The sequence below is a fragment of the Fischerella sp. PCC 9605 genome (assembly GCF_000517105.1).
Classification (GTDB): Bacteria; Cyanobacteriota; Cyanobacteriia; order Cyanobacteriales; family Nostocaceae; genus PCC9605.
The window spans coordinates 1,017,946-1,032,847 of sequence record NZ_KI912149.1; the positions used below are offsets into that span (position 1 = coordinate 1,017,946).

Consider the following 14,902-nt stretch of genomic DNA (forward strand, 5'->3'; position numbering starts at 1 on the left):
AGGTTGTCTGAAAACAGCTATTGAGCAAGGATGGAAACCCAATGGGAAAATTCAAATTAAATCGGAGTTAGACTTATTCACCGAATGGTATCCAAAAGCCAAGCTGCATAGGTTGATTCAAGCTAGTCAAACTACCAAAGACGGCATCATGATCTACACTAACGATGAAAAGTGGATACCTTTTTCGGAGATGTTAGCTCAGTATCCACTTGAAACGTTGTAGAAAATGACAACAGCGTATAATCACTTGCTTATCTACGTTGTAGACGTTAAAAACGACATAATAGTGGATGAAAGCCGCCGTTGCGTTGGCTTTAGCCTTCTGTGAGCAATGTGATAAAGTTAAGAACGTGGAGGGGTAATCAACCACGTTAAAAACCCTACACTGCTTAACGGCAATCTGAACCTTGACAATTGAATCTTGTTGCTTCTACTGCATTGTTCTAGTTCTTTCCTAGCAGTAGGTAAAAGATTCATAGGAACTAGACGAATCAGAATTTTGAAACAATCGTTTCAAGTTAAACAGGAATTGCAATCATGCAACTACGGTCGGGCAGACCGGAAGTTAACGCTTGGGAAGAGTCCCACCTCTGGGTTAGGTAACGCAAGGAATCTAGTTTAAGTGGTCTCGTTGAACCAAGAATCCCTGTGGCTTCAGCCCAGGGAGTGTCAACTTTGTGCAAAAAAGACCCGAAGCATGGCACACCCAGGTGATGGTCGTCATCCTCCTGGACTTTGAGTTTGAATACCAAACTCGGGTTTTGCGAACTTACCTGGATATTTCTTCTGAAAATACGCTTCCAGCACTTGTAAAACCATCGGCCCGCAAACAGTACCACCGTGATCTCCAGAGTTTTCACCAAATGCTACAACCACAATTTCTGGTTTGTTGCTAGGGGCATAAGCACCAAACCAAGTATGATTGGGACGACCAACACCAGCTTCTGCTGTACCGCTTTTTCCAGATGTTGGGGGAATTGATGGCACATTCAAACGCTTTCCTGTACCCTCGGTAATTACCTTCCGCAGTCCATCGCGCAGCACTGCGATCGTTGAAGGTTTCATATTTAAAGATGAGCGCCAGTTTTTTGCTTCTTCGTGGTCTTTGAGCACATGTGGTTTAATGCGGAAGCCTCCATTTGCAGGGACAGAGAACATAATCGCGGCCTGCAATGGTGTGACTTGCAACGCACCTTGACCAATGGACATATTGATGGTGTCGCCTACTGTCCAGGGCATTTTCCAAACTTTTTGTTTCCATGTCTGATCTGGAACCAAACCTTTGGATTCTTCTGAGGCGAACTCAAAACCAGTTTTTTGACCAAACCCATATTTGCGAGTCCATCTGATGAGAGTGGGGCCACCAACTTTTCTACCAACTTGATAGAAAAAGGTATCGCTACTCATCGCCATTGCTCCCGGAAATCCCAACGGCCCAAACCCAGCGTGATTCCACTCTCCAAAAGTCACACCGCCAACAGTGAGGGAACCGTAGGTTTGTAATATGGAGTCAGGAGAAAATTTCCCCGATTCCAGTCCAGCGGTTGTAGTGATAATCTTGAAAGTACTGGCAGGTGGAAAGGCACTGAGAGCGCGATTGACTAAGGGATGGTCTTTACTTTGGACACTTTCCCAATCTTTTTGACTCAATTTTTGCTTAGAGAAAATATTCGGGTCAAAGCCAGGGTAAGACACCATTGCTAAAATACCACCGTTATTTGGGTCAAGTGCCACAACTGCCCCTCTGCGATTACCCAAAGCTTTATCGGCTGCTAATTGCACATCCAAATCTACAGTCAAGTGTAAATCATTACCAGCTTTAGCCTGTTTCTCTCCCAAAACCTTTTGCGGGCGTCCGGCACTATCCACCTCCACCTGCTGACCACCCCATTCACCCCGCAACACTTTCTCATAAGCCTTTTCTACACCCATCTGACCAATGACATCTCCTAGTCGATAACCGTCCTTTTCCTTTTCTTTCAACTGTTGGGAGGTCAGCTCACGAGTATATCCTAATACATGGGATGCTTCCTTTCCATGTGGATAATATCGTACAGCTTCCGTATGAATTTCTACTTCCTGGAGTTCGCTTTCATACTCCTTTAATGCAGTAATTTCTGCATCATTGAGGTCACGAGCAATCCGCACCAGAGAAGTGGAACTAGGCCCAGCCTCTTCTAGTTTTTGCTCAATATCCTCTAGGGGAATTTTGAGAATTTGCGACAGACGCGGACTTACCACAGACCAAGATGGTTTTGTGTGAGCCATTGGCCATAAGTATACAGAATGAGGATAGCGAGTGGTGGCTAATAATTTGCCATGACTGTCAAAAATATTACCTCGCTCTGGCTGTTTGGGAATTATGCGAATCCGGTTCGATTCTGCTCGTTGCCGAAACTTTGCTCCTTCCACAATTTGCAGATATGCCAAACGAGCCTCTATACCAGCTGACATCACTAGTGTGAATAAAATTAAAAATATGGACTGATAACCTCGTCCGACCGTTCGTGTATCTTTTGTAGCACCCATTCGAGATGATTGTAATAAAGACATAAGACAAATATAGATTCCGAGATTATGTTTACCTGTATACAATTACTCACAGTAACTAACCGTGAGTTAGTATCAAATAATCTAAAAAGTATATTCCTTATGAATCTTTTTTGCCCTATACAATGAACCTAGATGTAATATTTAGTTCATCCAGTTAACTATTTTGTTTCACAAAAGCAGATGAGGGAACTGGGGACTGGGGGCTGGGGATTAGGGCAAGGGGCATAAAAATTATGAATTATGAATTATGAATTATGAATTATGAAATTTTTAGCATTCAGTATTCATCATTCATCATTTTCACCTATTCCCAATCCCCAATCCCCGATACCCAATCCCCAATCCCCAATCCCCGATACCCAATACCTAGTACAATTACTGTTTTCTAAGTAAGGACTATGGCCCATAGTGTGACGCAAAATCAGGGGGAGACGATGACCTTTGAGTCCTTTGATGTTGAACTGCGTAACGTCTTCAAGTTTTTTCACCAAGAGCCAGCAGTACATGGAATAGATTTGGATGTTAGGCGGGGTGAGTTTTTTAGTATCCTTGGTCCATCTGGCTGCGGCAAGACAACTACGCTACGTTTGATCGCAGGGTTTGAAAGAGCTGATGCTGGAAAGGTTTTGATCCAGGGTCAGTCTATGATTAACGTTCCCCCTTATCGCCGACCAGTCAATACTGTATTTCAAAGCTATGCTCTGTTTAACCACCTGAATGTGTGGGATAACATTGCTTTTGGACTCCGGTTAAAAAAATTACGTAAAGCTGAAATAGAAAACAGAGTCAAAGAAGCTTTACAACTAGTGAAAATGGAAGGTTTACGATCGCGCTTTCCCAGTCAACTCTCGGGCGGTCAACAGCAACGAGTAGCATTAGCGCGGGCATTAGTCAACCGTCCGGTTGTCTTGCTGTTGGATGAACCTTTGGGAGCGTTAGATTTAAAACTCCGTAAGGAAATGCAGGTAGAACTCTCCAACTTACACAAAGAACTAGGCATGACCTTTGTGATGGTGACACACGACCAAGAAGAAGCCCTATCTTTGAGCGATCGCATTGCCGTCATGAATCATGGCAAAATTGAGCAAATTGGCACGCCCAGTGAAATCTACGAAAACCCCCAGACAGCCTTTGTAGCAGAATTTATCGGCGATACAAATTTATTCGAGGGTGAGATTGCAGAAGTAGACGCTTCCAGCGTGCAAATCGTAACAAACACAGGACTAAAAATAACCGTCTCTCGCTTTGTTGATACACCCGCTGAATTATTACAAGCAGTAGTAGTAAGCGTACGCCCAGAAAAAATTCAACTTTCGCTTTATAAACCTAGTGTGCAAACTAACTGCTTTGAAGGGCGATTAGTCAACATCATGTATTTAGGAACGCATATTAATTATGTCGTCGAATTGAAAAAAGGCGTACGTATTACAGTTATGCAACCTAACATTTTCGGCAGTTTACCAGATCCCAACACACCCATCTACGCTTGGTGGACTGAAAATGATTGTTTAGCTATTAGTCAATAGTTATTTGTCATTTGTCATTGGTCATTGGTCCTTGGATAATAACAAATATAATAATATCAATGAAAATTGAGGAGTAACAATTAAAACAATCAAGATTGATAAATGGCAACAAAGCGTTTTCAAGATTTACAGGTTTATCAATTATCAGAAAGTTTATCTGATGAAATATGGGAAATGGTTAATACTTGGAAACCCTTAGCCAAAGATACTATAGGTAAACAGATTATTCGTGCAGCCGATAGCATTGGTGCGAATATAGCAGAAGGTGTAGGGAGAGGAAGTTATCAAGATAACCGACGATTTATCAGAATGGCGATAAGTTCTTTAAATGAGACTCAATACTGGCTAAGAAGAGCCTATAACCGCAACCTTTTAACAACTGAACAAGTAGATACTCTCAAACCAATTATAAACCAACTAGCCCCAAAACTAAACTCATACCTTAAATCAATTGTTTACGTATCAGAACACGAATAACAAATGACCAATGACCCATGACTAATGACCAATAACTAATGACCAATGACAAACAGACGCAAATTCTTACAATGGTTCACAGCACTTTCTAGCTTATCTTTAGCTAGTTGTGGTTGGAGACTTGCTGACGTGCGTGCCACTTCCATCACTAAAGGTTCGCGAGAGCAACTAGATATCTACACTTGGACACAATACATAGACCAAGAATTATTGAAAACCTTTACTGCTCAAACTGGCATCAAAGTACTCACGGATGTTTATGATTCTAATGAAGTCATGCTGAATAAGTTACAAGCTGGCAGTGGTGGAACTTATAGCGTGATTTACCCATCCGATTATATGGTGCAAAAGATGGTGGAAAATGGATTATTAACAGAACTAAATCATCAGCAAATCATTGGTTTAGATAATTTATTTTCCCGTTTTCAAAATCCAATTTATGACCCCAATAATCGCTACAGTATTCCATTTTGCTGGGGGACAACAGGTTTAATTTATAATTCCGAAATTATCAAAACACCGCCGGAAGATTGGGACTATCTTTGGCAGAACCAAGAACAACTCAATAAGCGGATTACTTTGTTAGATGATGTCCGGGAAGTGATGGGCGCGGTATTGCGGATGCTGGGTTATTCCTACAATTCCAAAAATGAAAATGAAATCAAACAAGCTTATGAAAAATTGCAGGTTCTTAAACCCGCTATAGCTGCCTTTGATACTGATGCTTGGCGCAATCAAATTGTGGCAGGAGATTTAGTATTGTCAATGTGTTATTCATCCGATGCCGTCAAAATTACTCAAGAAAACCCTAAATTCAAGTATGTGGTTCCTAAAAGTGGTTCCTCACTCTGGACTGACACAATCATCATCCCAAAAACGGCTCCCAATCCAGATGGTGCTTATGCTTGGATTAATTTTATCCTTCAACCAGAAGTAGCAGTTCAAATGAGCGAACGCCTATGGATAGCTACGCCCAATCAGGCTGCTTTTGAGCTATTGCCCAAGAAAATACAGAATAATACTAATTTATTTCCTCCAGAGTCAATATTAGTAAACTGTGAACGAATTACTCCTCTAGGAGAAATTGAAGAAGTTTACGATCGCTATTGGACAGAATTAACTAGTGCTTGAAGGTAGAAACAAGTCAAGAGTCAAGAGTCAAAAGTCAAGAGTTAGTGGTTATTCTCCTACTTTCTCCCTTCCCCTACTTCATAATTCATAATTCATAATTTCAAACTGTGTCTACTCAAATTCCTCGTTCTTCAATCGATTCCACCAATGAAGTTGCCGCAATCCCAAAACGGCAACGTTCACAATTCGTCTGGTTGCAACCTTTCGCATTGTTGGCACCAGCAGGAATTTGGTTGTTACTGTTGCTAGTGCTGCCAACGCTAATCATTTTTCAGTTAAGTCTGGTACCAGGAATTCGGCCCGGGGATTTGGTAATTCCCAGTGGCTTCGATAACTACATCCGGATATTTGAACCCCTGTATCTGCGAGTTATTGGGCGATCGCTCTTTTTTGCTGTCAGTACTACAATCATTTGTTTAATCTTAGGCTTCCCCGTCGCCTATTGGATCGCTCAAATAACACCAAGGCGTTGGCGAAATTTGCTCCTCATCGGCTTTGTGTTACCGTTGTGGACTTCTTCTTTACTTCGTTCCTATGCTTGGATTACAATTTTGCGCCCTACAGGTTTACTCAATACAGTCTTAACTAGTTTGAGTTTGCCTAGTTTAGATTTATTTAACCGTAGTTCGGCTGTCTTAATTGGCATGAGTTACAGCTTACTGCCTTACATGGTCTTGATTTTATACGCAGCCCTGGAAAAATTAGACAAGCGTTTGCTAGAAGCAGCAGCTGATTTGGGTGCAAATCCCGGACAAGCTTTTTGGAAAGTCACCATACCCCAAACCCTTACCGGCATAGCAGCTGGTTCTTTCTTAGTATTCATCACTGCCTTAGGGGATTTTATCAATCCAAAATTACTAGGCGGTGCTTCCAGCATGACAGCAGCGCAGTTGGTTTATAACCAATTTCTCGGTGCTACCCAAAATTGGGGTTTTGGTTCAGCTTTAAGTATGATGTTGATTTTGATAGTCAGTATCGCGATCGCTCTTTTAATTAAGTTTGGGGATGCTACACCCAAGCGGTAATAAGGAATTGGGAAAGGGGTAAAGGGTAAAGGTGAATAGGGAGAGTAGAAAATAATACCAATTTGAAAAATGATTGCGACAGATGGAAATCCCAAACGCTTATTCAATAAATGTTTCACAATCCAAAATCTAAAATCCAAAATCCAAAATGGTATAACCACTAACTAGTAACCACTAACAATCAACAAATGACAAATGACAAATGACAAATGACTAATGACTAATTCTTTTTTTGTTGCGAAATAGAAAGGGTGTATGTATACTGTCCTTGGGATAGCTCCCCGATGTACAGTGAGTAGTTTCCCTTCTGCCAAAAGCCAGACATTTCTGGTTTGCCTCCTGAGTAACTGTCTGGTAAAACGCAGAAGCGTCCTCCAGGCCCATCAATCAATAGTGTCGGCTTTCCATTACCTTCCACCGCTAGCCGTAAGTAAGGCAGTGACTCTGTAACTTCAAGAGTTTGATTGGGTGTAAGGGCAATATTGCCGCAGTCACTTGTTTTTGAGCCACCAGACTCACCATTCAAGACTATCGGATCTGGTTTGAAATTGGGTTCTATTTTTACATTTTCTGCTCGAACAAAGTTAGCATTGGCGAGTACTAGAATTGTCGCCAAGGCTAAGACTGAAGGGACAATATTAAATAATGCAGGTAGTTTCATATTTAATAATGCTCCTGATTTGTTCAAGAGCGATAGATATAATTAATATTCCGAGTTTATAGACGACTATAAATATACTTTTGTTCCGCCAAAATCTGGATAAAATTTGATTAATACTTAAACGCTAAGAGTTTGTCTGGAAAGTGACTAGTGAGAACCCCATGACAGCAACTATTCCTAAAATTCTTGCCTTAGACTTTGATGGTGTAATTTGTGATGGTCTTATTGAATATTTTGAGACATCATGGCGTACTTATTGCCAAGTTTGGTTACTAGCTAACGAGACACCACCAGATGATTTAGCTTCCAAATTTTATCGGCTAAGACCTGTGATTGAAACAGGCTGGGAAATGCCCGTTTTAATCAAAGCTTTGCTAGAGGGAATTGCAGAAGAAGAAATCCTTCAAAAATGGCACAGCATTAATCAAAAAATTTTGCTAGCAGACAATTTAAATGCAAAAGAAATAGGCGCAAAACTTGACAATTTGCGTGATGAATGGATAGCCACAGATTTAAACGGATGGTTGAGCCTACATCGATTTTATCCGGGTGTAATCGATAAAATTAAAGCAATTACTGCTAGTACAACTAAACTATACATTATTTCTACAAAAGAAGGACGTTTCGTACAACAACTGTTGCAACAAGAAGGAATAAATCTAGGGTCAGAAGAAATTTTTGGTAAAGAAGTTAAGCGTCCTAAATACGAAATTATACGCGAACTGATTGAGTTACATAAAATATCACCAGAAACACTTTGGTTCGTAGAAGACAGATTAAAAACATTGCAATTAGTAGATCGGCAAACAGACCTTAAAGATGTAAAACTTTTCCTTGCAAACTGGGGTTATAATACTCCATCAGAAAAAGTCACTGCCCAAAATGACCAACGCATTCAGTTATTATCACTTTCTCAGTTTGCACAAGATTTTTCAGAGTGGTAGTAGATAGTAGTTAGTAGCTGGTTGTTAACCACTAACCACTAACCACTAACCACTAACAGTCATCACGAGAAGTACATTTATTCACAGCAATTTACTTAAAGACAAAAACTCCTGTTGCAAGCGCTGTTGAAAGGCATCCATACCGAAAGTTGCGATCGCCATTTCTCGCAGCCACTGGCCATCACAACGTTGGTCTTCTCCTTTGAGTATTTCTATACAAGCTACTGCCACAGCTTTTGGATCGCGGTGTGGTACTCGCCATCCGAGTTTACCATCTAGCAATGGCTCAGCTGAGCCATCGGCATCACCAGATAGCACTGGTACACCACAAGCCATCGCCTCTAAATAGACAATGCCAAACCCTTCTTGGGAAGGCATAATGTAAGCATCAGCAAGGCGATAGTGTTCTACTAGTTCTTCTGTAGGTACAAAGCCAGCAAAAACAACGCGATCGCTAACGCCTAAATCTTTCGCTAGCTTGGCTAGTCGGGGTTGGTCATCGCCACGACCAATTACTAGATATTTTACTTCTGGGAAGACTTCAGCAATTTGTGGTAAAGCCTGAATTGTGATATCTACACCTTTATAAATATCACCAGACCAAAGTCGTGCCACAGTCATCAATACTTTTGCATCTTGCAAACCATAGCGTTCTAGTAAAGTAGTCGGCTTCTGCCCTGGAGTCAAGCGATCGCCATCCACAGCACAAGGTAATATTTTTACCTGAACAGGATTGAGATTATTAACAGTACAGGCTACCTCGCGGGTGTAGCGGCTGATTGTCCAAACTTGTGCTGCTTTTTGCAGGCTGGACTTCATGGCTTTTGGTAATGGTTCCCAAACTTCCTTGCCATAAGTCATCACAGTATAGGGAATTCCCAGAAACTGGCACAACATCCCTACCAAGGGTGCAAGCTTGACATGACCGCAAAAAACATGCTGTGGTCGCTGGCGGATCAAATGAGTGAATAACGCTGCTGTCATTCTCACTCGTCCTAGTAGAGGAGATGTAGTTTTAAAGTAATGAAACTTGAAACGGTCTGATTCAAAAGGATTGGTGCAGCCAGGAGTATCTCGGAGTATAAAAACTTCTGCACGTAGCGGTTTGCTTGATTCTAGATAAGCTTGAAACACATCCTTGACATAAGATTGAATTCCACCCTCGCAGCTAAAAATTTCTAAAAATACGAAGACATGGTCAACTTGTGTGGTTAGTTGTTGACTTAAACCTATGTTTTCTCCGACTTGAGGGGTTAGCATTTTCTTTCTATAGTCGTTATCACTTCCAGACAACGGATAAAATCACACCATTTAGCTGTTGCGCTTACACATTGCACTTTTTTCGTTAAAATCGTCATCTGTCCTTTGTCAAAAGCTAATGACTAATGACCAATGACTAATGACGACCCTCACAAGCAATTGTGCAAATTTAAGGCGTTACAGCTTTTTACTTCAAAACAGGAAGGGTTAAGTATAAAAAATGAAGGATATCCCACAAAGTATAAATTTAGGGATACGTAACTTTGATGCTTTCAAATCCTAGCAAACTAGCCAGACTAACTCGAATGCTGACATTACGGTAATGAATATATTTTTTTTGTAAATACCTATTTTTATTTTTACACAAAATTATTTAAATTCGAGTAATAATACCGATGTAATGCCACTTTTCAACTAAGCCTTTAGCTTCAAACTACCCAGCTTTTGATTTTGGATCAAAGCTTAAATTCGGATCTAGTTTCAATGCTTTTTGGAACATAGCAACCGCACTGTCAAAACTGCCTTCTGGAACCAAGCACTCCGCTTTTGCTTCTTGTGTTTATAGTCTTTGGCCCAACGACGCGGTAAAAAGAAAGCAATCATTGCTTTTCTATATAACTGCGCTTCCTTCAGGCAAAGCAAGCTGACTCGAATAAAAGTCATTGCAAAAGCCTTAGTGCTTATAATTTAACATTGTCAAGGTATCTAAAAAATAAATAATATGTGGTAAAAGATATGGTAAAAGAATATTCATACCGTATTTCTACCAACAGAGATGAGTTTTGGATTTGAGTGCATTCTACAGAATATGCAAAATACACAGTATTTAACCGATCTGAATTACGGGGATTTAGACGTAGTTAGAGAACAGGCAATCAAACTACACAATCAGAAACAGATTTTATCCGAATATTTCGAGCAGCCCAAAAAAGAAGCTTAAATTCACGTAAATGCGGTGAGGCAATTACGACAATTTGTCAACTGATGAGATTACGAATAGGAGCATTGCTTTTTACAGCATAAAAATCCACAAGATTACTTAGGATTAGCTTGAATAAATGCTTATTTGTGCCTTGCGATCGCCAGTAAATATCTCAAACACTAATTTTGACGTATAAGCTGGCTGGTTTTGTAAGCCATTTAATCGCACGATCAAAAGCTAGCTACAGTATGGCTTCGCAGCTTTGCAGAGATCTTTTATTCAAGCTATGCATCGAGTATAAGGATGAATACACTTATTGCTGCTTGTGAGAGTAAGCCTATCCCTTCTTTGCTCTCTCGCTACTTTTTCTGATGCCTGTTTAAGCTGTCGCGCCTACAAGCGTTCTGCCAAAACCTTTGTAGAGACGCGAAATTTCGCGTCTCTACATTTGGATTCATACTTTGATTCAGCAACGCCAAAAATTTGTATAACCAACACGGAAACCATTGCCTAACTCGTGTTTTTCATTGTACGCGACGCTCTGCGTTGGTGCTATTTCTTCCCATGCTTGTTTATCTGCTGCCTAACCTCTCTGAACGAGGAAACTTTGAAACCTACAAAGCTTAAGGAGAAAACGAATGATTTATAAGCCCGCTCTTGCTGTACCTGGATTACTGCTGGTCTTGGTGGTGCAATCTGCACTAGCACACGTACCGTGCCCGCCGGAGTCACAACCACAACCCCAACCAAAACCACCTTCCCACGAGCAACCCCCATCAAAAGGGCAACCCCCATCCAAAGGACAACCGCCTTCCCACGAGCAACCCCCATCAAAAGGGCAACCCCCATCCAAAGGACAACCGCCTTCCCACGAGCAACCCCCATCAAAAGGGCAACCTCCATCCCAAGAGCAACCTCCATCCAAAGGACAACCACCTTCCCAAGGACAGCCTCCATTCCAAGAGCAACCGCCTTCCCAGGAACAACCACCTTCCCAGGGACAACCGCCATCACAAGAGCAACCGCCTTCCCAAGGACAGCCTCCATCCCAAGAGCAACCGCCTTCCCAGGAACAACCACCTTCCCAGGGACAACCGCCTTCCCAAGGACAGCCTCCATCCCAAGAGCAACCGCCTTCCCAGGAACAACCACCTTCTCAAGGACAACCACCTTCCCAAGGACAGCCTCCATCCCAAGAGCAACCGCCTTCCCAAGGGCAACCACCTTCCCAGGAGCAACCACCTTCCCAAGGACAACCGCAGGGGCAACCGCAGGGACAACCGCCTTCCCAAGAGCAACCGCAACTACAACCACAACCCCAGCCTAAGAAAAAAGAGAAAAAGGTTGGAAACCTCGTTCCTATTTCCATACCATTTACTGGAGCGAGAAGGGTAGGAGTGGGACATACGGACTTTTCCGGTTCTGTTTTTGCTGGAGGTGGTACCTTCGCTGCTGCTGGAGTTGAAGGCACTGTCACCCATCGCCTGTCCCGAAATATCTTCCTGTTTGGGCAGGCTACGTATAACCCTGCTGCTCCTTCTAGTGCAATTGGAGTGGGAGGATTGACCACTGGAGTCATATTTAACTCGCCTGGCGAGTCTCTTCGTAACAATAGTTATGTCGGGGTTTACAGCAACATTCTCGGTTTCGGAAACACAGGGGGAGAAGATGTTTCTGAGACTGCCTTTGGCAACTTAGGAATCATCGGAGGACTTCAGCGTCCCGTCGGGGACAAAGTTTCTGTCTTTGCTCAAGCAGAGGCGGCTCAGCGGCTGTACTCTTTCGCAAACTCGGGACAGGGTCAGGCAGCTAGGATTTCGGGAGGACTGTCTCTCGCTCTATCTTGTGCATCTGGAGTCGGTTTAGTTGGAGACTATCTCGTTGGATCTAACCAAGACTCGGAATGGGGTATAAGGGGAGTCTTTAACTTTGACTTGTTTGGAACTTCTTGTGGAGTGAGACGAGCTAGTGCTTCTGCTGACGTAGTAAAAGTCACTAAATACGTTGTGACTCTCATTGGGGCTAACCCATCCGCCAGCGAGATTATCAAGACAGGATTAACTCCCCCCAATGCACAGCCTGAAGCGTTTCGACTCCAGTCCGAACGCTGGACAGGAGAAAAAACACAGGTTGTGGAAAAACTAGTCTTTGAGGCTGTCAAGGTAGACAGTGTCCCCACCAAGATCCTTCTTGTACGGAAGCCTATATCTTCCAAGGTCTTTAAGCAAGCCCAGCAACTTGCAGCCGACCGAGAACCGATGAAGGCACTAGAAGAGATTCGTAAGCTCCTCCAAGCTGAGGAAAAAGATAAGACTTTCAATCTGGAGGACGAAGCGAAAAAGATTGCACAGGAAAAAGGAATGGCTCTTTCTTCAATACAGAAAATTGGGTATGCCTTTGATTACCAGAACCGCCTTCTTGGTATAGTGGATAGTGACTTGTCCCAGCCCTTTGTTGGGAAGCCGCGAGACGTTTCTCCCAGCGAGTTGATGCTCGTTAAGGATGTCGTCAGACAAGGAAATGGTATCCTCCCATCTCTTGCAACGGGTTACACCACACAAGGAACAACTCTCGGCGGAGAAAGCATCGTTAATGGTCAAGTTTTGCCACCTAAGACTAGGATTCAAGTACCCAAGAAAACCGAGGTCATCATTCGAGATCCTCGCACTGAACCTGGTATTTCAGTTGAATCTCCTCAGATCCAGTGGATGAGGATCGACAACAAGTAGGGATTAGACTCTCCTGAAAATAGGTTTGGGGGAACTCGGCCCCCCACGACCAAAGGAGAGATTTTAGCTCGATGGAATGAATATATGTAAAATGTTAAATTCAATACTTTATATCGTTTGTAAAAGAATTATACGATTAAGGAATTTTGTCATCGCAGTTTTTGCGTTTAACAAATCAAGATTTCTGAAACCGAAAAATCTCTAATTATGGCTTGTTTTGCCACCCTAAATCAACTGATTGATGTTCTTGCCGCCCAGCCTGTTAATTTATCAGACACAGCATTAGCACAATCGAATAATGGTATACAAACAGACACTCGTCGTCTCAAACCCGGTGAAGTTTTTTTGGCTTTACGTGGTGAAAAGTTTGATGGACATGATTTTGTGCCAATGGCGATCGCTAAGGGAGCTTTGGCAGCTATTGTTGATTTTGAATACCAAAATCCGCATTTTCCCGTATTGCAGGTACAAGACACTCTCCAGACATATCAAAAAATCGCTAGATGGTGGCGCGATCGCTTCGACATCCCAGTAATCGGGGTGACAGGTTCTGTCGGTAAAACTACTACCAAAGAACTCATCGCTGCCGTTCTCGCAACCCAAGGAAGAGTCCACAAAACTCATGCCAATTTCAATAACGAAATAGGCGTGCCGAAAACTCTCTTAGAGTTGAGTGCAGAACATGATTTCGCCGTTGTAGAAATGGCGATGCGTGGTCAGGGACAAATTGCCGAACTGACCCAAATAGCCCATCCCACAATTGGAGTGATTACCAATGTTGGGACGGCACACATAGAGTTACTGGGTTCGGAAGTCGCGATCGCTTCTGCAAAGTGCGAATTATTGGCAGAAATGCCCAAGGATAGCGTAGCAATTCTTAACTATGACAATCCTTTATTAATCGAAACGGCAGCAAAAGTATGGCAAGGCAAGGTAGTGACTTTCGGCTTTACTGGCGGAGACATTCAAGGTGAGTTGATTGATAACGAAACATTGGCAGTGGCAGATATGCAATTGCCCTTACCAATGCCTGGTCGTCACATCGCCGCTAACTACATGGCAGCTTTAGCAGTAGCGCAAGTACTGGGCATCGATTGGTCGTGCCTACAATCCGGTATCGCGGTAGATATGCCAGGCGGGCGATCGCAGCGGTTTGAGTTGTCCAATGACGTGGTAATCTTAGATGAAACTTATAATGCTGCACCAGAAGCTATGCTAGCAGCGTTAAACTTATTGGCAGAAACTCCAGGAAAGCGACGCATAGCCGTATTGGGTGCGATGAAAGAATTAGGAGAGCGATCGCAACAATTGCATCAACGAGTAGGTGAAACGGTGCAGAAATTAAATTTAGATGCATTGTTAGTTTTAGTGGATGGACAAGATGCCGAAGCGATCGCCGAGAGTGCCAAAGGTGTTCCCTCTGAGTGTTTTACAACTCATGCAGACTTAGCTGCGAGATTGAAGACCTTTGTCAAAACTGGCGATCGTATCCTATTTAAAGCAGCACATTCTGTAGGATTAGATCGGGTTGTCACTCAGTTGCGTACCGAATTTAGCAACAGTAAGTGGGTGTAAATAAACATAACTATCACGATTGTTAGTAGTTAGTAGTTGGTAGTTGGTAGTTCCTTTTGTACCACTAACCACTAGCCCTGTCAAAGTGGGTAGAAAACA

12 protein-coding genes and 1 pseudogene are annotated in these 14,902 nt (G+C 42.6%); 9 read left to right on the forward strand and 4 right to left on the reverse strand.

What is annotated here, in order from left to right:
• Nucleotides 1-223 (forward strand): annotated as a pseudogene (locus FIS9605_RS44155) (DUF6262 family protein); the annotation flags it as partial.
• 497 nt (nt 224-720) lie between these two features.
• Here FIS9605_RS44155 and mrdA read toward each other — a convergent pair.
• On the reverse strand, nt 721-2,553 hold the full coding sequence (gene mrdA / locus FIS9605_RS0119370) for a penicillin-binding protein 2 (protein WP_026734074.1): 1,833 nt from the start codon (nt 2,551-2,553) through the stop codon (nt 721-723).
• A 398-nt stretch (nt 2,554-2,951) separates the two neighbouring features.
• Here mrdA and FIS9605_RS0119375 point away from each other — a divergent pair, with 398 nt between their 5' ends.
• The 4 genes from FIS9605_RS0119375 (at nt 2,952) to FIS9605_RS0119390 (ending at nt 6,712) form a co-directional block, all read left to right on the forward strand.
• Complete coding sequence (locus FIS9605_RS0119375) at nt 2,952-4,079, forward strand: ABC transporter ATP-binding protein (protein ID WP_026734075.1); 1,128 nt, start codon at nt 2,952-2,954, stop codon at nt 4,077-4,079.
• A gap of 102 nt (nt 4,080-4,181) precedes the next feature.
• Nucleotides 4,182-4,556, forward strand: a complete 375-nt coding sequence (locus FIS9605_RS0119380; RefSeq protein ID WP_026734076.1) for a four helix bundle protein — start codon at nt 4,182-4,184, stop codon at nt 4,554-4,556.
• 45 nt (nt 4,557-4,601) lie between these two features.
• The gene (locus FIS9605_RS0119385; protein ID WP_026734077.1) at nt 4,602-5,687 is read left to right on the forward strand and encodes a polyamine ABC transporter substrate-binding protein; all 1,086 of its coding nucleotides are present in this window, start codon (nt 4,602-4,604) and stop codon (nt 5,685-5,687) included.
• 107 nt (nt 5,688-5,794) lie between these two features.
• A complete protein-coding gene (locus FIS9605_RS0119390; protein ID WP_026734078.1) occupies nt 5,795-6,712 on the forward strand; it encodes an ABC transporter permease in 918 nt (305 codons plus the stop codon).
• A gap of 220 nt (nt 6,713-6,932) precedes the next feature.
• On the opposite strand, the gene FIS9605_RS0119395 is transcribed toward FIS9605_RS0119390, so the two are convergent.
• Nucleotides 6,933-7,373 (reverse strand): hypothetical protein, encoded by a 441-nt coding sequence (locus FIS9605_RS0119395; protein WP_026734079.1) that lies wholly within the window; start codon nt 7,371-7,373, stop codon nt 6,933-6,935.
• 161 nt (nt 7,374-7,534) lie between these two features.
• Here FIS9605_RS0119395 and FIS9605_RS0119400 point away from each other — a divergent pair, with 161 nt between their 5' ends.
• Nucleotides 7,535-8,317: an HAD family hydrolase gene (locus FIS9605_RS0119400; protein WP_026734080.1), complete on the forward strand. Its 783-nt coding sequence runs from the start codon at nt 7,535-7,537 to the stop codon at nt 8,315-8,317.
• Between the two features lie 81 nt (nt 8,318-8,398).
• Here the strand turns inward: FIS9605_RS0119400 and FIS9605_RS0119405 are convergent, their stop codons facing one another.
• Nucleotides 8,399-9,577, reverse strand: coding sequence for a glycosyltransferase (locus FIS9605_RS0119405; RefSeq protein WP_026734081.1), 1,179 nt, complete (start codon nt 9,575-9,577; stop codon nt 8,399-8,401).
• A gap of 480 nt (nt 9,578-10,057) precedes the next feature.
• A complete protein-coding gene (locus FIS9605_RS44160; protein WP_197036082.1) occupies nt 10,058-10,240 on the reverse strand; it encodes a hypothetical protein in 183 nt (60 codons plus the stop codon).
• 145 nt (nt 10,241-10,385) lie between these two features.
• Here FIS9605_RS44160 and FIS9605_RS46135 point away from each other — a divergent pair, with 145 nt between their 5' ends.
• The 3 genes from FIS9605_RS46135 (at nt 10,386) to FIS9605_RS0119425 (ending at nt 14,803) form a co-directional block, all read left to right on the forward strand.
• Entirely contained in the window at nt 10,386-10,517 is a 132-nt protein-coding gene (locus FIS9605_RS46135) for a hypothetical protein (RefSeq protein ID WP_269321054.1), read from the forward strand.
• A 620-nt stretch (nt 10,518-11,137) separates the two neighbouring features.
• A complete protein-coding gene (locus tag FIS9605_RS42835; RefSeq protein ID WP_155960465.1) occupies nt 11,138-13,228 on the forward strand; it encodes a hypothetical protein in 2,091 nt (696 codons plus the stop codon).
• 207 nt (nt 13,229-13,435) lie between these two features.
• Complete coding sequence (locus tag FIS9605_RS0119425; RefSeq protein WP_026734084.1) at nt 13,436-14,803, forward strand: UDP-N-acetylmuramoyl-tripeptide--D-alanyl-D-alanine ligase; 1,368 nt, start codon at nt 13,436-13,438, stop codon at nt 14,801-14,803.
• Nucleotides 14,804-14,902: the final 99 nt, after the last annotated feature.